Source organism: Snuella sedimenti, from assembly GCF_016428595.1.
GTDB lineage: Bacteria > Bacteroidota > Bacteroidia > Flavobacteriales > Flavobacteriaceae > Snuella > Snuella sedimenti.
The window spans coordinates 23,040-43,256 of record NZ_JAELVQ010000008.1; the positions used below are offsets into that span (position 1 = coordinate 23,040).

At 37.9% G+C, this 20,217-nt stretch carries 14 protein-coding genes; 1 reads left to right on the forward strand and 13 read right to left on the reverse strand.

Features of this window, described 5'->3' with window-relative positions:
- From ruvA to JF259_RS07995, 12 genes are all read right to left on the reverse strand, one after another.
- Positions 1–582 carry a Holliday junction branch migration protein RuvA gene (gene ruvA, locus JF259_RS07940; RefSeq protein ID WP_199114784.1) on the reverse strand — a complete coding sequence of 194 codons (582 nt, stop codon included), beginning with the start codon at positions 580–582 and terminating at the stop codon, positions 1–3.
- Between the two features lie 49 nt (positions 583–631).
- Positions 632–2,929, reverse strand: coding sequence for an NADP-dependent malic enzyme (locus JF259_RS07945; RefSeq protein WP_199114785.1), 2,298 nt, complete (start codon positions 2,927–2,929; stop codon positions 632–634).
- A 104-nt stretch (positions 2,930–3,033) separates the two neighbouring features.
- Positions 3,034–3,957, reverse strand: a complete 924-nt coding sequence (queG, locus tag JF259_RS07950) for a tRNA epoxyqueuosine(34) reductase QueG (protein WP_199114786.1) — start codon at positions 3,955–3,957, stop codon at positions 3,034–3,036.
- 57 nt (positions 3,958–4,014) lie between these two features.
- Entirely contained in the window at positions 4,015–5,037 is a 1,023-nt protein-coding gene (ruvB, locus tag JF259_RS07955; protein ID WP_199114787.1) for a Holliday junction branch migration DNA helicase RuvB, read from the reverse strand.
- Between the two features lie 176 nt (positions 5,038–5,213).
- A complete protein-coding gene (locus JF259_RS07960) occupies positions 5,214–7,004 on the reverse strand; it encodes a cytochrome c oxidase subunit I (RefSeq protein WP_199114788.1) in 1,791 nt (596 codons plus the stop codon).
- 24 nt (positions 7,005–7,028) lie between these two features.
- Positions 7,029–8,096, reverse strand: a complete 1,068-nt coding sequence (locus tag JF259_RS07965; protein ID WP_199114789.1) for a cytochrome c oxidase subunit II — start codon at positions 8,094–8,096, stop codon at positions 7,029–7,031.
- A gap of 28 nt (positions 8,097–8,124) precedes the next feature.
- Positions 8,125–9,480, reverse strand: coding sequence for a quinol:cytochrome C oxidoreductase (locus JF259_RS07970; RefSeq protein ID WP_199114790.1), 1,356 nt, complete (start codon positions 9,478–9,480; stop codon positions 8,125–8,127).
- A 22-nt stretch (positions 9,481–9,502) separates the two neighbouring features.
- Entirely contained in the window at positions 9,503–10,054 is a 552-nt protein-coding gene (locus JF259_RS07975; protein WP_233164167.1) for a c-type cytochrome, read from the reverse strand.
- A gap of 8 nt (positions 10,055–10,062) precedes the next feature.
- Positions 10,063–10,593 carry a DUF3341 domain-containing protein gene (locus JF259_RS07980; RefSeq protein ID WP_199114791.1) on the reverse strand — a complete coding sequence of 177 codons (531 nt, stop codon included), beginning with the start codon at positions 10,591–10,593 and terminating at the stop codon, positions 10,063–10,065.
- 9 nt (positions 10,594–10,602) lie between these two features.
- Complete coding sequence (gene nrfD, locus JF259_RS07985) at positions 10,603–12,054, reverse strand: NrfD/PsrC family molybdoenzyme membrane anchor subunit (RefSeq protein WP_199114792.1); 1,452 nt, start codon at positions 12,052–12,054, stop codon at positions 10,603–10,605.
- Between the two features lie 84 nt (positions 12,055–12,138).
- Positions 12,139–15,234 (reverse strand): TAT-variant-translocated molybdopterin oxidoreductase, encoded by a 3,096-nt coding sequence (locus tag JF259_RS07990; RefSeq protein ID WP_199114793.1) that lies wholly within the window; start codon positions 15,232–15,234, stop codon positions 12,139–12,141.
- A gap of 130 nt (positions 15,235–15,364) precedes the next feature.
- Positions 15,365–16,660, reverse strand: coding sequence for a cytochrome c3 family protein (locus tag JF259_RS07995; RefSeq protein ID WP_199114903.1), 1,296 nt, complete (start codon positions 16,658–16,660; stop codon positions 15,365–15,367).
- A 292-nt stretch (positions 16,661–16,952) separates the two neighbouring features.
- On the opposite strand from JF259_RS07995, the gene JF259_RS08000 reads away from it, so the two are divergent.
- Positions 16,953–17,345, forward strand: coding sequence for an SPOR domain-containing protein (locus JF259_RS08000; protein ID WP_199114794.1), 393 nt, complete (start codon positions 16,953–16,955; stop codon positions 17,343–17,345).
- 74 nt (positions 17,346–17,419) lie between these two features.
- Here the strand turns inward: JF259_RS08000 and infB are convergent, their stop codons facing one another.
- Positions 17,420–20,215: a translation initiation factor IF-2 gene (infB, locus tag JF259_RS08005; RefSeq protein WP_199114795.1), complete on the reverse strand. Its 2,796-nt coding sequence runs from the start codon at positions 20,213–20,215 to the stop codon at positions 17,420–17,422.
- Positions 20,216–20,217: the final 2 nt, after the last annotated feature.

Below are 20,217 nucleotides of genomic sequence, written 5' to 3' on the forward strand. Positions count from 1 at the left end.
TTATAAGTTTTTTAAAGCCTGTTTTATGATGGTTTCAACATTAGCATCAGGCTGTGCCACAATAATTTTATCGACCACGCGCTCGGCTTGCTTTTTTACAAATCCGAGAACTTCTAAAGCAGATAACGCTTCATTTTTATTGGTATTGCCTTCAGGTGCGGAAACTTCATCGAGATCATAAATCTTTAAGATTTTATCTTTGAGGTCTAAAATGACCCGCTGGGCCGTTTTTGCCCCTATACCTTTAACAGATTGAATTAAAACAACATCGTTACTAGCTATGCCTTCCCGTACTTGTTTTGGCGTTAATGAAGACAGCATGGTGCGGGCAATGCCTGCTCCAATACCACTAACCGATATTAACAACCTAAAAATTTCTCGCTCGGCCGATGAGGCAAATCCATAAAGTGTATGTGCATCTTCTTTTACTTGAAGATGTGTAAAAAGTTTTAAGTGTTCACCGTCCGGGATTTGAGAGAAGGTGTGCAATGAAATGTGTAACATATAGCCCACTCCATTACAATCAATAACAACATTTGTTGGATTTTTTTCAACAAGTCTTCCCTGAATATGTGTTATCATTTATAGCAATTTGTTAACCTATCAAATGTAAGAAATTTAATTTCACTTTTTACTTACTTGTCTTATTTTCTATATCCCACTTTTCCTTTTGCTGTGCATCTATTACAGAAATAGCAGTCATGTTTACAATTTCATCAACGCTTGCACCTAATTGAAGAATGTGGACAGGTTTACGCATACCCATCATAATAGGGCCTATAGAATCTGCTTCATGCAACTCTTTTAACAATTTATAGGTAATGTTTGCTGAGTCTAAGTTAGGAAAAATTAAAGCGTTAACTTTTTTTCCAACCAGTTTAGAAAACGGAAATTTTTCACGAAGCATTTCATCATTTAATGCGAAATCGGTTTGCAACTCTCCATCGACATGCATGTCTGGATAATGACGATGCAAATACGAAACAGCTTCGCGAACTTTTGATGCTCTTTCGTTTTCTGAAGATCCAAAGTTTGAATAGGAAACCATAGCTAATACAGGATCCAATCCAAACATTTTTATGACCTTAGCAGTCATTTGCGTTATCTTAGCAAGGTCTTTAGCATTCGGGTCAATGTTAATGGAGGTGTCACTTAAAAACAAAGGCCCTCTTTTAGTCATCATTAAGTTTGTGGTAGCCACACGGGTTGAGCCTTTAGCCATCCCTATAAGTTCCAACATAGGTTTTACCACCGAAGGATAGCTACGGGAATACCCCGATATCAAAGCATCGGCATCACCTTCGTTAACCATCATAGCGGCGAAATAATTACGCTCACGCATTAACTTTTGTGCTGAGTAATAGGTAACACCACGACGTTTACGCTGTTGCCAATACACCTTGGCGTATTCATTTTTGCGTGCTTCTTCTTCATCCGACTTAGGATCTATAATTGGTACGTCTGCATCAAACTCTATTTCGGCCTTAAGACGCTCTATATCATCTTTTCTTCCTAATAAAATAGGATAGGCAATTCCTTCTTCATATACTATTTGCGCAGCTTTTAACACATCTAACTGATCTGCTTCAGCAAACACAACGCGTTTTGGATCCAGTTTTGCTCTGTTGAGTAACAACCTTACAAGTTTGTTGTCCGACCCCAGACGCTCTAACAGGCTATCTTTATACTTTTCCCAGTCGGTAATAGGCATTTTTGCAATACCACTATCCATGGCTGCTTTTGCTACAGCGGGAGGCACTTCAGCAATTAAACGCGGATCGAAAGGCTTGGGGATAATATAATCGCGACCAAAAGTCAAACGTGTTTCGCCATAAGCTATGTTAACCTGTTCTGGAACGGGTTCCTTTGCGAGTCTAGCCAAGGCTTCAACGGCAGCCATTTTCATAGCCTCGTTGATTTTTGTAGCACGTACATCAAGTGCACCCCTAAAGATGAATGGAAACCCAAGAACATTGTTTACTTGGTTTGGATGGTCACTACGGCCTGTTGCCATAATGATATCCTTACGCGTTTTTATGGCCAGGTCGTATTTTATTTCTGGGTCGGGATTCGCCATTGCAAATACAATGGGATCTTTTGCCATTGATAATAGCATTTCTGGCGATAACACGTTTGCCATAGATAAACCGATAAATACATCGGAATCTTTCATGGCTTCATCAAGGGTATCTATTTTTCTATGCGTGGCAAATTCGGCTTTTTCTTTAGATAAATCTGGCCTATCATCGCGAATAACACCTTTGCTGTCCAACATAACCATGTTTTCCCGCTTTGCTCCAAATGCTTGGTACAAACGTGAACATGATATGGCTGCTGCTCCCGCTCCACTTATAACAATCTTTACTTCATCTATTTTCTTTTCGGTAAGCTCTAATGCATTTAAAAGCGCTGCTGCCGATATAATGGCCGTACCATGCTGGTCGTCATGCATTACTGGAATATCCAACTCTTCTTTTAAACGTCTTTCTATTTCGAAAGCGCCAGGAGCTTTGATATCTTCAAGATTGATGCCTCCAAACGTAGGAGCTATTTTTTTTACGGTTTCAATAAACTCATCGACGTTTTCGGTATCAACTTCAATATCAAAAACATCAATGTCAGCAAAAATTTTAAACAACAAACCTTTACCTTCCATAACCGGCTTTGAAGCTTCTGGGCCAATATTCCCTAAACCTAAAACAGCTGTTCCATTAGATATAACGGCCACTAGATTTCCTTTGGCTGTATACTTATAGGCTTTGTCTTTGTCTTTTTCTATTTCTAAGCACGGCTCTGCAACTCCTGGAGAATATGCCAAAGACAGGTCTCTTTGTGTGGCATATTTTTTAGTGGGAACTACTTTAATTTTTCCAGGTGTTGGTTTTGCATGATATATAAGGGCTTCTCTGCGTTTACTTTCTTCGCTCATATTAAAAAATAGTTAGTTTGTTTTCATTAATAACAGAAACCCTTCGCGTAAACTTAATGAGGGTTCTTTAACTGACAAATATAATAATCCTATTAAGGAAACGGCTATTCTTTTAAGAATTTGATATTCCGTTTTAAGCCAGAAAACTTAGTTCGCTTAACTGCCGACTTTTTAAATACCTTCTTAAACGTATCTTCGGTTATCTCTTCCCAATCTTTTTTTGTCATGGACAGCAATTCTGGATGCGGATTAAAAAGCGGTTCATTATGGGGCTTGGAAAAACGATTCCAAGGGCACACATCTTGACACACATCGCACCCAAACATCCAATCGTCCATTTCACCTTTAAATTCTGTTGGTATGTTTTCCTTTAATTCAATAGTTAAATACGATATGCATTTACTACCATCTACTACATAAGGCTCAACTATAGCTTGTGTAGGGCAAGCATCAATACAAGCCGTACAGGTACCGCAGTGATCGGTTGTTGGTAAATCGTATTCCAGTTCTAAATCAATAATCAATTCAGCTATAAAATAAAACGATCCGACTTGTTGTGTTAGCAAATTACTATGTTTACCAATCCATCCCAAACCGCTTTTTGCCGCCCAGGCCTTATCCAAAACCGGCGCCGAATCGACAAAAGCCCGACCATGCACCTCTCCAATTTCTTCTTGTATAAAGTTTAACAAACTCTTTAGTTTATCTTTTATAACAAAATGGTAATCGGTACCATAAGCATATTTGGACAGTTTATAATTTTCGGTGCTTTGTTTTTCTGAAGGAAAATAATTGAGCAGCAAGGAAACGACACTTTTAGAGCCCTCAACCAGTTTTGTTGGATCCAAACGCTTATCGAAATGGTTCTCCATATACTGCATTTGGCCATTCATATTCTTATTAAGCCAACTTTCCAAGCGTGGAGCTTCTTCTTCTAAAAAGGCTGCCTTACTAACACCACAAGATAAAAAACCGAGGCGTTTGGCTTCGGTTTTAATAAGTTGTGTATGTTTAGATTTTAATGCCATTGCATAAATGATAAGCTATAATTGAAACTTGCGACCAATCACATGAGCATGGGAATACTAAAACAGTCCTCCTTGAACACCACCTTTTACTCGCCCTAAATGTTTATAGGCCTGTTCTGTAACTTCACGCCCTCGGGGTGTCCGCATTATAAACCCTTGCTGTATTAAAAAAGGTTCGTAGACTTCTTCAATGGTTTCCGGACTTTCGCTAACAGCCGTAGCTATGGTTGATATCCCTACAGGACCGCCTTTAAACTTATCTATAATGGTTGATAGAATTTTATTGTCCATTTCATCCAAACCATGGGCGTCGACATTTAGTGCTTCCAGGGCAAACTTGGCTATTTTAATGTCTATAGTACCATTACCCTTTATTTGAGCAAAATCCCGTACCCGCCTCAACAAGGCATTTGCTATTCTGGGAGTTCCCCTGCTTCGCCCAGCAATTTCTATAGCTGCTTCCATAGTAATGGGTGCCTTTAAAATACTGGCACTACGTTGTACAATGGTGGTTAACAAATCTGTTTTGTAGTATTGTAGTCGGCTTTGGATACCAAAACGTGCCCGCATTGGGGAGGTTAACAGCCCTGAACGTGTAGTCGCCCCTATTAAAGTAAAGGGATTTAAGTTTATTTGTACCGACCGTGCATTAGGCCCAGACTCGATCATAATATCAATTTTATAATCTTCCATAGCTGAATATAAATACTCTTCGACTATGGGACTTAATCGATGGATCTCATCAATAAACAGCACATCGCGTTCTTCTAAGTTGGTAAGTAAGCCTGCTAAATCACCTGGCTTATCCAACACAGGTCCTGATGTTACTTTTATCCCCACCTCCAATTCGTTTGCCAAAATATAGGCTAGGGTCGTTTTTCCAAGTCCAGGAGGTCCATGAAAGAGTGTATGATCGAGGGCTTCTGTTCTTAAGTTTGCAGCCTTAACGAATATCTGAAGGTTCTCCAACACCTGATCTTGTCCTGTAAAATCATTAAAGGACAGGGGTCTCAACTTTCTTTCAACATCCAACTCTTCTGGTGAAAAATGCTCGTTTGATGGGTCTAGGTTCTCGTTCATATTAAAGCCCCTTCGACTGCGCTCAGGGTGACATTTCGTTTCAGTTTAATTTTTTTCTGCCCAACAATGGCAAAAAAAACGACATAAGCAAATATAAACAAAAAGCCTTTCCGAAGTGGAAAGGCTTTTAATTATGTTTTAGTTTCTCGATTAGGAGATTCCTACTTTCGTGTGAATTAATGCTGTAGCTCTTCTTCTCCTTCTTTTAAGGGGACAGTTTGAGGCACGAAATCTGTATCATGCCCTGGTTTACTGTAATCGTAAGCCCAACGGTATACATGAGGTATTTCACCTGGCCAGTTTCCATGAATGTGCTCTACAGGTGTTGTCCACTCTAAAGTTGTAGCACTCCAAGGATTCTGTGTTGCTTTCTTTCCGTAAAAAATACTCATAAAAAAGTTATATAAATAAACGATTTGCACTACTCCACCTACTAAGGCAAAGATTGTAATGATTACGTTTACATTTGCTAAGTCATCGAATAATGGGAAGTTGCTATTGGTATAATAACGACGAGGTAAACCTGCCATTCCAATGAAATGCATTGGGAAGAATACACCATAAGCACATACTGCAGTAACCCAGAAATGGATATATCCTAAATTCTTATTTAACATACGTCCGAACATTTTAGGATACCAATGATAGATTCCTGCAAACATACCGTACAGTGCAGATATTCCCATTACTAAGTGGAAATGCGCTACCACAAAATACGTATCGTGAACGTTGATATCTAAAGCAGAATCTCCAAGAATAATCCCAGTTAAACCTCCGGTAATAAAGGTAGAAACAAACCCAATAGAAAACAACATAGCTGGATTCATTTGTAAATTACCCTTCCAAAGTGTCGTAATCCAGTTAAATGCTTTTACTGCTGATGGTATTGCTATCAACAAGGTTGTAAAGGTAAACACAGATCCTAAGAATGGGTTCATTCCCGAGATAAACATATGGTGTCCCCATACTATTGTTGATAAGAATGCAATGGCTAGAATAGAAGCTATCATCGCGCGATAACCAAATATTGGTTTACGTGAGTTTGATGCCATAATTTCTGAAACCAAGCCCATCGCTGGTAAAATTACAATATATACTTCCGGGTGTCCTAAGAACCAGAATAAGTGTTCAAATAATACTGGTGATCCACCTTGGTAATGTAACACTTCTCCTTGGATAAAAATATCTGACAAGAAAAATGAAGTCCCAAAACTTCTATCCATTATTAATAATAATGCTGCTGATAATAATACAGGGAATGATACAACACCAATAACAGCTGTAATAAAGAATGCCCATATAGTTAATGGCAATCGTGTCATAGACATCCCTTTGGTACGTAAGTTAAGTACCGTTACTATGTAGTTAAGTGATCCTAATAATGACGAGGCAATGAATATAGCCATGGATACCAACCATAAGGTCATACCCATCCCAGATCCTCCTTGCGCCATTGGTAAGGCACTTAAAGGCGGATATATTGTCCATCCTGCAGCCGCTGGACCAGCTTCAACGAACAACGAAATAACCATGATTATACTTGACAAAAAGAATAACCAATAGGATATCATATTTAAGAACCCAGATGCCATATCCCTTGCTCCAATTTGCAATGGAATTAACAAGTTACTAAAGGTACCACTTAAACCTGCTGTTAACACAAAGAACACCATAATGGTACCGTGAATGGTAACCAATGCCAAATAAATATCGGCATCCATGACGCCATCTGGCGCCCATTTACCTAATAAGGCTTCAAATAATACATTTGGTTCCTCCGGCCAAGCAATTTGCATACGGAACATCATTGACATTAATACACCAATAACTCCCATGATAGTACCCGTAATTAGGTACTGCTTTGCAATCATTTTATGGTCCTGACTAAATATATATTTAGTTACAAACGTTTCTTTATGATGATGTCCGTGGTCGTCGTGAGCGTGAGTATCTGCGTGTGCTGACATAATCTTATATCGTTTTATCTTTTTTTAGTTAATTAAAGAGTTTTTGAATTCTTTTTGTTGCTTAATCCAAGCATCGTATTCTTCCTGTGTTTCTACGATTATCTTCATTTGCATATTGTAGTGAGACTTTCCACAAATTTTATTACATAACAACAAGTAGTCAAACTCATAACGATCTAAAGGCTCTTCTCCTTTAGCAACAAGTGGTTTACTGTTTTCAACTCTTATTTTATTAATGTTAGCTACTTTTTCGACCATGTCAGGATTTTGACGCATCTCGGCAGTCGTAACAGTAGGTGTAAATCCAAATTGGGTAATCATACCAGGCACACAGTTCATTTGCGCTCTAAAATGAGGCATATAAGCTGAGTGTAATACATCTTGGGAACGCATTTTAAACAACACTGGCTTACCTACTGGTAAATGCAATTCGGTTGTAATGACATCGTCTTGCGCATTTGGATCGGATTCGTCCAAACCTAATATATTGGCGCGGTCTATATCGATTAAACGCACATTGGCTTTACCTAACGTATTATCGGCTCCTGCATATCTGGCTTTCCAGTTAAACTGTTGAGCATACAATTCTACAATTAGCGGATCTTCACTTTCATCGACTCCCATAATGTTAATCCATGTGTTTAATCCATAAATAATTAAACCTGCTAAAACAATTACCGGAATAATAGTCCATATAGCCTCTAGTTTATTGTTATCTGCAAAGAACAGCGCTTTTTTACCTTTTTCACCCTTGTATTTAAAAGCAAAATAGTGTAATAAAAACTGTGTGATAGTTTGTACTATAAAGATAATTACCAATGAGATAATCATCAAGTTATCTATTGTTGGTCCATGCTCGGAAGCAGAGTTTGACAATAATGGTAAGTCTCCCCATTTAACAAAGCATACAATGGTAATAATATAAATGAAAGCTAAAAAGCCCATCATTAAGTATCCATTTAAGGTATTATCCTTGTCATTGGCTACCTGCGTATTTTCACTTCTAGCTTGAGCCAGATCGAAAATCTTTACCATTTGCCAAATGGCAACTAAAATAAATACTAAAACTATAATTGTTAATAAAGCAGTCATTGGTATCGTTCGTCTTTATATATCTTAATTAATAATGAAATTCTTTACTCTCTTTTAATAGTGGGTTTCCTTTTGCTAATAACGGAGCTTTTGTTAGCGCCGTAAATACAACAAATATAAATAACCCGGCAAAAAGTAAAACGGCTCCTATTTCTGGTACACCTATAAACCATCTGTCTCCCACGGTAGCTGGCATTATCATATTGAAAATATCAATATAATGCCCTACTAATATTACTAAACCAGATAGAACAACAAACCATGGTACACGTTTATAATCGGCATTCATTAATAATAGTATAGGGAACACAAAATTCATGGCAACCATACCTAAAAATGGCAACTTATAATCTTGAAAACGTGTTACAAAATATGTTACTTCTTCTGGTATATTTGAGTACCATATAAGCATGAATTGAGAGAACCATAAATAGGTCCAAAAAATACTGAATGCAAACATGAATTTAGCAACATCATGCAAATGGTTTTCGTTAACAAACTCTAAGTGCCCCTTAGATTTTAAGTATAGGGTAACGAGTGCTATTACAGTAATACCACTTACAAACATACTAGCAAATACGTACCATCCAAACAAAGTAGAGAACCAGTGGGGATCTACACTCATAATCCAGTCCCAAGACATCATTGACTCTGTATAAATAAAGAACACTAAAAATGCCGCCGCAATACGGAATGACTTTTTATAGTTACTATTATCTTCAGCGTTATCTTGAGCAATTGAAAATTTACGTGCAAAATGACGGTATAAACTCCATCCTCCAATAAAAATAAGTGCACGGATGATAAATCCTGTTTTGTTTAACCAACCCGCTTTTCCTGCTACTAGTGCATCGAAATGCTCACTTTCTGGATTTACCATATCTGGGTTCATCCAAACAAATAAATGATCGCCTGCAGCTATGGCTATTGCCAATACTATTAATGCGCCTGGTAATAAATAAGCTGTGATACCTTCCATAACCCTAAACAGTACAGGAGACCAACCAGCTTGGGATGCAAACTGAATAGCATAAAAAGCCAGAACACCTAGAGCAATCATCATAAAGAAAAATGCCGCTACGTATAATGCAGCGTAAGGTCTGTTGTGAATTTGGTGCATCACGTGTTCTGCATGTTCATCACCATGATGCGCACTCTCTGCTCCATGTGCTTCTGTAGCAGCATGAGCGTTGTCATGTCCTTCAGTTTCATGCGTTGCTTCTGCTGCATGTCCGCCACCGTGATGTGAAACTTCTTCAGAAAGCATCGTTTTAACTTCTTCTAAAGATTTATGAGATGTCATAAAACCATATCCAACACCTAACAATCCTAAAACCATTAGAATGATAGAAAATGTCTTTAACTTACTTGAAAATGTGTACATATCTATAATAATCTTATCTGTCTTACTTTTCTAAATCTGCTTTCAACTTTAACACGTATGCTACCACTTGCCAACGCTCCTCTTCCTGTAATTGGTTAGCATAAGAACCCATCGCGTTTTTACCGTAATAAATGGTATGGTAAATACTTCCTTCTGTAATGGCTCTACCCGCATCATCATAACTTGGGATACCCAATATCTTTTCACGTTTCACCAAATTTCCTTGACCTTTACCTTTATTGCCATGACAAATGCCGCAATAGATATCATATAATTCTTTACCTCTTACCAGATCTACTTGTGTAGAGTCTAAAGGTGACTTTAATGTTTCTTTAGCTAACAAATAGCCTTCTGTTGTACCTGGTATATCGAATGGTATAAAACCTCTTGCTATGGAACCTTCAGCTGGTAATTGAGCTTCTACTCCGTTTGGGAAAGCAGCTTCGCCGTAAGTTTCATAACCTGCAGACTCATACATATTAGGCATAAACTGGTAATTAGGCGCTGTATCTTTTTTACATGATACAGATACTAAAACGACTGCTAATACTAATGTTTTAATTAAGCTTTTCATATCTGTTATTAATGGGCTTTATCAACTAAATTAATTTCTACTGCACCTGTTTCTTTAAGTAAACCTTGTAATGCTTCTTCATTATTGTTAACAGCGATCTCCATTAAGAAGTGATCGTCTGTTGTTCTTGGATCTGGGTTTTCAGCATCTTTAAAAGGCCACATTCTACTGCGTAGGTAAAACGTAATTACCATTAAATGCGCTGCAAAAAATACTGTTAACTCAAACATGATAGGCACAAAGGCCGGCATGTTTTCTAAATAACTAAAACTTGGTTTACCACCTATGTTTTGCGGCCAATCTTCAATCATGATAAAATTCATCATAACAATGGCTACTGTTAAACCTATTAAACCATAGATAAAGGCTGTAATCGCAATACGTGTTGGCGCCAAGCCCATAGCTTTGTCTAATCCGTGAACTGGAAAAGGTGTATATATCTCTTCTATATGATATCTTTCGGCTTTAACTTTCTTAACAGCCGACATTAAAATATCATCATCTGTATAAATAGCGTGAATTACTTTTGAAGCTTCCATATGCTACTTTTAGTTTTTTGTTTCTTTATTATTATCTCCAGAGGTTCTTGGATCTGCTCCAGTTCCAACTAAGCTGTTCCCCGCTTCCCTTATTTTCTTATAACGCTCTCCAGAAGATTTCAAAATAGTTTTCACCTCTGCCTGTGCAATTACAGGGAATGTGCGCGAATACAATAAGAATAAGACAAAGAAGAATCCAATCGTACCTATAAAAATACCAATATCTACAAATGTTGGTGAGAACATTGTCCACGAAGATGGTAAGTAATCTCGGTGTAATGATGTTACAATGATAACAAAACGCTCAAACCACATCCCTATATTTACAACAATAGAAATAAAGAATGAGAACATGATACTAGTACGTAACTTTTTAAACCACATAAACTGTGGAGAGAATACGTTACAAGTCATCATAGCCCAGTACGCCCACCAGTAAGGTCCAGTTGCTCTATTTAAGAACGCATACTGTTCGTATTCTACACCAGAATACCAAGCAATAAATAACTCTGTAATATAAGCTACACCAACAATAGAACCAGTAATCATGATTACAATGTTCATTAACTCGATGTGCTGTACTGTAATATAAGCTTCTAAGTTACACACTTTTCTCATAATGATAAGCAAAGTATTTACCATTGCGAATCCTGAGAATACGGCACCTGCAACAAAGTAAGGAGGGAAAATGGTAGTGTGCCATCCCGGAATTACCGACGTTGCGAAGTCAAATGATACAATGGTATGTACAGAAAGTACTAAGGGTGTTGCTAAACCTGCTAATACCAATGATACTTCCTCAAAACGTTGCCAATCTTTAGCACGACCTGACCAACCAAAACTCAACAAAGCATAAATTTTCTTTTGAAATGGTTTAATAGCACGGTCTCTAAGCATTGCAAAATCGGGTAATAAACCAGTCCACCAGAACACTAATGATACCGATAAATAAGTTGAAATTGCAAACACGTCCCAAAGTAATGGCGAATTAAAGTTTACCCATAGCGACCCGAATTGGTTTGGTATTGGTAACACCCAATAACCCAACCAAGGACGTCCCATGTGTATAATAGGGAATAATCCAGCTTGTACTACCGAGAAGATAGTCATTGCTTCTGCAGAACGGTTAATTGCCATTCTCCATTTTTGACGGAAGAGTAATAATACTGCAGAAATAAGTGTTCCTGCGTGACCAATACCTACCCACCAAACGAAGTTAGTAATATCCCAGGCCCAACCTACGGTTTTGTTCAAACCCCAAGTTCCTATACCTGTTGATATGGTATAAATTATACATCCAATTCCCCAAAGAAAAGCGACAAGTGAGATAGAGAATACTATCCACCACGCTTTGTTGGCTTGTCCTTCTACAGGTCTTGCTACATCCACAGTAACGTCGTGGTATGATTTTTCACCTGCAACTAAAGGTCTTCTAATAGGTGCTTCGTAATGAGACGCCATTTTTTATTGTTTAAATGTTTATGCGTTTAAAAGTTTAAAGTTGTATTGCTTTTCAACTTTTTACTATTTAACTTTTTACTTAATTTATGCTTCGGTTGTATTTCTCACTTTTGTTTGATACATCACATTAGGTTTTGTTCCAACGTGCTCTAACAAGTGATACATACGATTATCTTCTTTAAGCTCTGCAACTTTACTGTGCTTATCGTTGATGTCCCCAAATACCATTGCACCATTGCTACATGCAGCAGAACAAGCTGTTTGGAATTCACCATCTTTAATTTCACGTCCGTCACGTTTTGCGTCAAGGATTGTCTTCTGTGTCATTTGGATACACATAGAACATTTTTCCATAACACCACGAGAACGTACTACAACATCTGGGTTTAATACCATACGTCCTAGATCATCGTTCATATGGTAATCGAACTCATCGTTTCCATTGTATAAGAACCAGTTGAAACGACGCACTTTATATGGACAGTTGTTTGCACAATATCTAGTACCTACACAACGGTTGTATGCCATGTGGTTTTGACCTTGACGACCATGTGATGTTGCCGCTACTGGACAAACGGTTTCACAAGGTGCATGGTTACAATGCTGGCACATGACTGGTTGGAATGCTACTTGCGGATTAGCAGAGGCTTTTTCCATTTCGCCAAACTCACTTAATGAGCTACCTAAACCAGAAATGTTATCTTTTTTAGCATCATCACCTTCAAAAGATTCTTCAGATGAATAATATCTATCTATTCGCAACCAATGCATATCACGGCTACGTCTTACTTCTGTCTTTCCTACAACAGGCACGTTGTTTTCTGAATGACACGCAATAACACATGCGCCACATCCTGTACAAGCATTTAAATCGATCGATAAGTTAAAGTGATGCCCTATAGAGCGATCAAACTCATCCCAAAGATCTACATCTGGTGATGTAACTGGTGTTTCCTGATGATTTAAAGACACAACAGGAACAGCATTCCAATGCTTTTTATCTTTTGTATTGAATATCTCTAAAGTTGTTTCCTTGATGATATCGCCACGTCCCATTAAGGTGTTGTGCAACTGAACTGAAGCAAATTCATGCTCCCCAGATGCAACCTCAATAGAAACAGATTGTACATTGTTAAAATTTTGGTATAAAGGATAGGCATTAACCCCTGTTTGCATTTCAGATTTTAATCCATTTGTCTTCCCATAACCAAAAGCCAATCCTACAGAACCTTTTGCTTGTCCTGGCTGAATCATTATCGGAGCAGTTACTGTAACACCATTTACTGTTACATTAGCATAACTCCCGTTTAAGGCACCATTTGCAACATGTTTGTTTATTAAGCCTAGTGCATCAGCGTCTGCTTTAGAAATGGTTAAATAGTTATCCCATGACACTCTTGTAATAGGGTCTGGAAATTCTTGTAACCATGGGTTGTTGGCTTGTTGGCCATCACCCATACCTGTTTTGGTATACAGTGTTAATTCTAAACCTGCATTTGATTTAGCTGATGCTGCTAATGCTTTGGCTGCATTTCCTGATGGCGTATTGGCTACTTCCTCTACTGTTGAAGTTGCTTCTTCTTCTGTAGCAAGGGTTCCAACAAACATCCCATCATGTAATGCCTTGTTAAAAGAACTTCCACCTAAAATAGTCGTTCCCCAGGTTTCTTTAATATAATCGTGGTAAGAACTGTCGTTTCCTGTCCACTTTAATAAAGCATCCTGGAACTGTCTTGTATCAAACAAGGGACGAATGGTTGGCTGTGTTAAGCCATAATGTCCTTTTTTAAGTTCTACATCACCCCAAGACTCTAAGTAGTGTGGCGCTGCAGCGATATACTGTGTTAAGGATGAGGTTTCGTCTTCTTTCATTGAGAAAGCAACAGATAATTCTGTTTTCTTCAAACCTTCAGCAAAGTCAGCAGCATTAGGTAAGGTATACATTGGATTCACACCACTCATGATGATCGCTCCAACGGTACCTGCTTTCATATCGCTAATCAACTTAGCTACTGCCTTATCGTTTCCTTGTCTTGTTTTTATTGGTGTTTTAGGGTCAAAAGCCTGACTTCCTAAGTATTCATTAATTTCAAATACAACTGTTTGCGCATTTACATCTTGAATACCGGTAACAACTACCCCTTTATTTCCAGCTTTTTTAAGTTGGTCTGCAGCACTTTTTACTGCTGTTTCAACTGCTTCTGGCAAGTTTCCTGAAACGGCTCCACCAACAACATAAGCATACAACTTAGCTAATGCTAATTTTTGCTCACTTGGCGTTAAAGGCACTCGTTTATCTGCATTGGCACCAGAAAGTGTCATGTTCGATTCAAACTGAACATGTCGTGACATTTTACCATGATCTGGTATTCTGTTTTTAGAATACCCTGCATCAAATCCGCCACCTTGCCAATCACCTAAGAAATCGGCTCCAACAGAAACAATGGTCATCGCCTTTGCAAAATCGTAATTTGCCAATCCACGCTCGCCATATTTAGCTTGGTATGCGTCTAATGCTGCAGATTCTGAAACAGCATCGTACACTACATGACGTACATTACCATACTTCTCTTTAAATTCTGCAACCAGTTTACTTGTGGATGGGCTGGCAAACGTTTGTGTTAATAACACAATATCTTTACCTGATGCCTTAAGCGCTGTTAATTTTGAGGCGGTTTCAGCATCAAAATCACTCCAAGAAATTGACTCTCCATCTTTTCTAGGCCCTTGTACTCTTAAACTATCATACAATCCTAAAACAGAAGCATTCACTCTGGCATTGGCATTACCGTTAGTAGCGGCCAGTGTATTGTTTTCAATTTTAATTGGACGCCCTTCTCTAGTTTTAACTAAAACACTTGCAAAATCATATCCATCAGCTATGGTCGTTGCATAATAATTAGCGACACCTGGAATAATTTCTTGAGGCTGTACAACATAAGGTATTGATTTAACAACTGGCCCTTCACAAGCAGCCAATGAAGCTGCTGCTGTACTAAAACCTACATACTTTAAGAAATCGCGACGGGATGTAGAACTAGCCTCTAACGCATCTTTATCCCCTAAAAACGCATCCGTTGGAATTTGCTCTACAAACTCGTTTTGTTTTAGCGTCTCAACAATAGAGCTAGTCTCGTTTAGCTCTTCAACACTTTTCCAGTATTTCTTGTTTGATGACATATTATTGATTTACGATTTTTGATTTTTGATTTACGATTTCAACTTACTTACAGATTTTCAAATTTCTTCAATCGTAAATTCGTCAATCGTAATTCTTAAAAAATTAATCTATTTAATATTAATACTTATTCTAATAGTGACATTTACCACATTCTAACCCGCCCATTTGAGCCGCAGTTAACTTCTCTACACCATACTTTTTAGATAATTCTTTATGAATTTTAGCGTAGTAAGCATTGTCCTCTACTTTTACATTAGTCTTTCTATGGCAATCAATACACCATCCCATAGTTAAAGGTGCATGTTGCTCAACTATTTCCATAGTTTCGATAGGCCCGTGACATGTTTGACATTCAACACCCGCTACAGACACGTGCTGTGAGTGATTAAAATAAACAAAGTCAGGTAAATTATGGATACGTACCCATTTTACAGGCTGTGAGTCGCCAGTATATTTCTGATCGGCATCACTCCACCCTGCTGCCTTATATAGTTTTTGGATCTCACCGTCGTAAAACTCCTTGGTATACTCTGCAGAGGTTTCTCCGTTGTACTCATAAATAGATTTATGACAGTTCATACACACATTTAACGATGGTATTCCAGATGTTTTACTAACACGCGCAGACGAGTGACAATATTTACAATCTATACCATTGTCACCTGCATGGATCTTATGTGAAAAATGAATTGGCTGTACTGGTTGATATCCTTGATCTATACCAATTTGCATCATATAACCATATACAAAATAACCACTTGTCAACAATAAGAATATCGTTGTTACCAATACCAAGAACTGGTTCTTAGCAAAAGCCTTCCATAATGGCATTCTTTTCGATTCTTCAGGCAACTCTATATTCTGAGCTTCAGCAAAACGACGTAAGGTCTTATTTACCAAAAACAAACCTGCCGCCAACAATATAAATAATATTGCGAGCGCTCCAAGAATGATTTCATTCGACACACCATCGACTTGCGCAGGCACTTGTGCTGTAGCACCACCACCTCCAGTTGCTGGAGCAGGAGCTGCTTTTTCTTGAGCTGTATAAGCTAGAATATTATTTAAATCCTCATCTGTTAACTGAGGAAATGGGGTCATAGCCGCTCCGCCATACTCATTATAAATCTTGTTTGCATACGCATCTCCAGATTTAATAACAGCGGGACTGTTACGAACCCAAGCAAAAATCCAGTCTCTATCCAAACCTTGTTCATCTGCTAAACGCTGTTCTAGATGACGTAAAGCTGGACCGGTCATTTTTTTGTCCAATTGATGACAAGCGGCACAATTGGCATTAAACAATGACTTTCCTTTTACTGGATCTCCTTCTTGAGCGGAAAGAGATATACTAAATACTAATAAAATAATTAAGCCTAAACGAAGAATACTGCTACTTAATTTTCGGTGAATCACCTGTTTCATATTATTGGTTAAATTAACTTCTAAACTTTGGTACGATTTTTTCATTTAATGGTATAAAAAAACACAGTTATAAAACTCAGGCAAAAGTAATACTTAAAGTCGATTTTAGAAATGTTAGCGAAGTGTTAATTGCTAATTTAGAGAGAATCTAAATAATAAATTGTACGGCATTTAAGTTTATAACATATACATTTGCATAGATATTAAAAAATGAAACATCTCATTGTTAAATTATCCGATTTAGTATAATGATTTTATGGATGTTAGCCCTTAACCCAAAAATACAACACAAATGAAAACATCAAATTTACGATGGCCATTATTTAGCTTTTTTTGCTTTTTACTTATTTCTCACAATGGTTTATCACAACAGGGAACCGTTAGTATACACCAAGATAGACACATTCCAGAACTGTTAAATCTAAAAAAGGAGATGAACAAAAGCGACGCGAATCGTTATAAAATTCAAATTTATTCTGGTAACCGAGCAGATGCACACAAGGCAAAAAAAGAATTTGAAACAGAATTTGACACATGGTCTACAAGTATTGAATACGAGTCGCCCAACTTTAAAATTTGGGCTGGTAATTTTAGAACGCGTTTGGAAGCAGACCGTGCTCTAAAACAAATCAAGAAAAAATTTAATAGTGCTTTTATTTTTAAACCTAAAAAGCAGAAAATTTAACACGCACATATAAGTATCTCATAAAAAAAGCGATCCAAATGGATCGCTTTTTTATTATTCTTGAAATCTAATATCTATTTCAATCGTTTCTTAACTTCAACTTCATGGAAAGCTTCTATTATATCGCCTTCTTTAATGTCGTTGTAGTTTTTAATTTGCATACCACAATCATAACCTTTGGTTACTTCTTTAGCATCATCTTTAAATCGTTTTAATGAAGCCAACTCTCCAGTATGCACAACTACACCATCACGTATTAAACGGATACCTGAATTACGAAGTATTTTACCGTTAGTTACCATACAACCAGCAATGCTACCGATTTTAGACACCTTAAATACCTCTCTTATTTCTGCCGTACCAGTTATCTCCTCTTTGACTTCTGGAGACAACATACCTTCCATTGCATCTTTAAGATCGTTGATAGCGTCATAAATAATAGAATATGTTCTGATATCAATCTCTTCATTATCTGCAATCATTCTTGCATTTCCAACAGGTCTAACATTAAACCCTACTATAATAGCATCAGAAGCAGAGGCGAGCAACACATCACTTTCGGTGATGGCACCTACGCCTTTATGTAAGATGTTTACTTGTATTTCTTCGGTAGACAGTTTTTGGAATGAGTCTGTTAATGCTTCAACCGAACCATCTACATCTCCTTTAAGAATAATGTTTAGCTCTTGGAAATCTCCTAATGCAATACGACGACCAATTTCATCAAGCGTAATGTGACGTTGTGTACGAACAGACTGCTCTCGTTGTAACTGCGCGCGCTTTGTTGCTATTTGCTTCGCTTCGCGCTCGTCTTCAAATACATTAAATTTATCTCCTGCCTGTGGCGCACCATCTAGTCCTAAGATTGACACAGGTGTTGATGGCCCAGCAGCTTCGACGTTATTTCCGCGTTCGTCGTGCATTGCTTTTACTTTACCACTATGCTGACCTGCTAGTACATAATCACCAATACGCAAAGTTCCTGCCTGTACTAAAATTGTAGATACATAACCTCGCCCTTTATCTAAATAAGCTTCAACCACAGTTCCTATTGCTGGTTTATCTGGGTTAGCTTTCAATTCTAACAATTCAGCTTCAAGTAATACTTTTTCTAAAAGCTCCTTTACACCTGTACCCATTTTAGCTGAGATATCGTGCGATTGTATTTTACCGCCCCAATCTTCAACTAATAAATTCATTTGTGCTAATCCTTCTTTTATTCTATCTGGGTTCGCATCTGGTTTATCAATTTTATTTATAGCAAACACAATTGGCACACCTGCAGCTTGTGCATGCGAAATCGCCTCTTTGGTTTGCGGCATAATATCGTCATCGGCAGCTACTACAATAATAGCTAAATCGGTTACCTGTGCCCCACGAGCACGCATCGCTGTAAAGGCTTCGTGACCCGGTGTATCTAAAAATGCTATTTTTTGACCACCTTCCAACTCTACCCCATAGGCTCCAATATGTTGCGTAATACCTCCAGACTCACCTGCTATTACATTTTCTTCACGTATATAATCGAGTAACGATGTTTTACCATGATCTACATGTCCCATCACCGTTACAATAGGAGCTCTTGTTATTAAGTCTTCTGGCTTATCTTCAGTCTCTTCGATTGCTTCTTCAATGTCTGCTGTTACGAATTCAACCTGGTACCCAAACTCTTCAGCTACAATTGATAATGTTTCTGCATCTAATCGCTGATTCATCGTCACCATCATTCCTAAAGACATACAGGCAGAGATAATTTGAGTTACCTGAACATCCATCATAGTAGCAACTTCACTTGCCGTAACAAACTCGGTTACTTTAAGAATCTTACTTTCGGCTGCTTCTTGCTGTAAGCTTTTTTCGGTCTGATCTCTGTGATGATCACGTTTGTCCCTACGGTATTTTGCGCCTTTACCTTTACTGGATTTACCTTGTAGTTTTTCGAGAGTCTCCCTTACTTGCTTTTTAACATCTTCTTCACTAGGCTCTTCTTTTATAACTGGACGCCTACCACCTGCTTTATTTCCTTTAAAGCGATCGTTACCGCCTCTATTCCCTCCTTTAGCTTGAGCACCTCCTGGTTGGGCACCACCTACTTTACTAATACGGCGGCGTTTTTTCTTGTTTTTAGCATCAGCACCTGGCTTCTGATCGGCTTTTTTATCTTCTTTTTTCTTCTTAGGCTTATTGAATTGTGATAAATCGATTTTATCACCAGCAATTTTTGGCCCAGTAAGCTTTTGGTACTTGGTTTCTACGCGCTCCTCCTTAATTACACCATCGGTTTCTGAAGTGGTTTCTTTTTTAGTAGGCTCTGGCGTTTTTATCTCCGGTTGCTTTTCAACCGGTTTTACTTTTTCCTGAAGCTGTGGGGTTTCCTTTTTTGGTTTAGGGGGTTCTTCTTTAACAACTGGCTCCTCAACAACTTTAGATTCAGCTTTTTCAACCTTAACCTCTTCTATAACTTCCTTTACAGGAACTTCTTCTTCCTTTTCGGTTATTGGTTCTTCCTCCTTTTTCTTAGGATCTAAATCTATTTTTCCAACTTGCTTAGGGCCAGAGAGTACTTTAGAAGCTCTTATAACCTCTTCTTTTTTAGCTAATTCTTTTTGTTTTTCTTCAAGTTCACGCTCACGTTGTTCACGCAGTACTTCTTTCTCCTTTAGCTTAGCTTCACTAACCTCTTTGGACGCCACTTTTTTACTGGCATCGGTTTCAAACTCATTGGAAAGAATATTGTAAACATCTTCCGAAATTTTCGTAGTAGGTCGCTTATCTATTTCGATGCCTTTGGAATCCAAAAATTCCACGGCACGATCTAAAGAAATGTTAAGTTCGCGTAATACTTTATTTAATCTAATTGTTTCAGCCATAA

What these genes read in the sequence shown, in the direction of transcription:
- ruvA (WP_199114784.1), bottom strand. Translation starts at nt 582, where the DNA reads ATGATAACACATATTCAGGGAAGACTTGTTGAAAAAAATCCAACAAAT.
- JF259_RS07945 (WP_199114785.1), bottom strand. Translation starts at nt 2,929, where the DNA reads ATGAGCGAAGAAAGTAAACGCAGAGAAGCCCTTATATATCATGCAAAA.
- queG (WP_199114786.1), bottom strand. Translation starts at nt 3,957, where the DNA reads ATGGCATTAAAATCTAAACATACACAACTTATTAAAACCGAAGCCAAA.
- ruvB (WP_199114787.1), bottom strand. Translation starts at nt 5,037, where the DNA reads ATGAACGAGAACCTAGACCCATCAAACGAGCATTTTTCACCAGAAGAG.
- JF259_RS07960 (WP_199114788.1), bottom strand. Translation starts at nt 7,004, where the DNA reads ATGTCAGCACACGCAGATACTCACGCTCACGACGACCACGGACATCAT.
- JF259_RS07965 (WP_199114789.1), bottom strand. Translation starts at nt 8,096, where the DNA reads ATGACTGCTTTATTAACAATTATAGTTTTAGTATTTATTTTAGTTGCC.
- JF259_RS07970 (WP_199114790.1), bottom strand. Translation starts at nt 9,480, where the DNA reads ATGTACACATTTTCAAGTAAGTTAAAGACATTTTCTATCATTCTAATG.
- JF259_RS07975 (WP_233164167.1), bottom strand. Translation starts at nt 10,054, where the DNA reads ATGAAAAGCTTAATTAAAACATTAGTATTAGCAGTCGTTTTAGTATCT.
- JF259_RS07980 (WP_199114791.1), bottom strand. Translation starts at nt 10,593, where the DNA reads ATGGAAGCTTCAAAAGTAATTCACGCTATTTATACAGATGATGATATT.
- nrfD (WP_199114792.1), bottom strand. Translation starts at nt 12,054, where the DNA reads ATGGCGTCTCATTACGAAGCACCTATTAGAAGACCTTTAGTTGCAGGT.
- JF259_RS07990 (WP_199114793.1), bottom strand. Translation starts at nt 15,234, where the DNA reads ATGTCATCAAACAAGAAATACTGGAAAAGTGTTGAAGAGCTAAACGAG.
- JF259_RS07995 (WP_199114903.1), bottom strand. Translation starts at nt 16,660, where the DNA reads ATGAAACAGGTGATTCACCGAAAATTAAGTAGCAGTATTCTTCGTTTA.
- JF259_RS08000 (WP_199114794.1), top strand. Translation starts at nt 16,953, where the DNA reads ATGAAAACATCAAATTTACGATGGCCATTATTTAGCTTTTTTTGCTTT.
- infB (WP_199114795.1), bottom strand. Translation starts at nt 20,215, where the DNA reads ATGGCTGAAACAATTAGATTAAATAAAGTATTACGCGAACTTAACATT.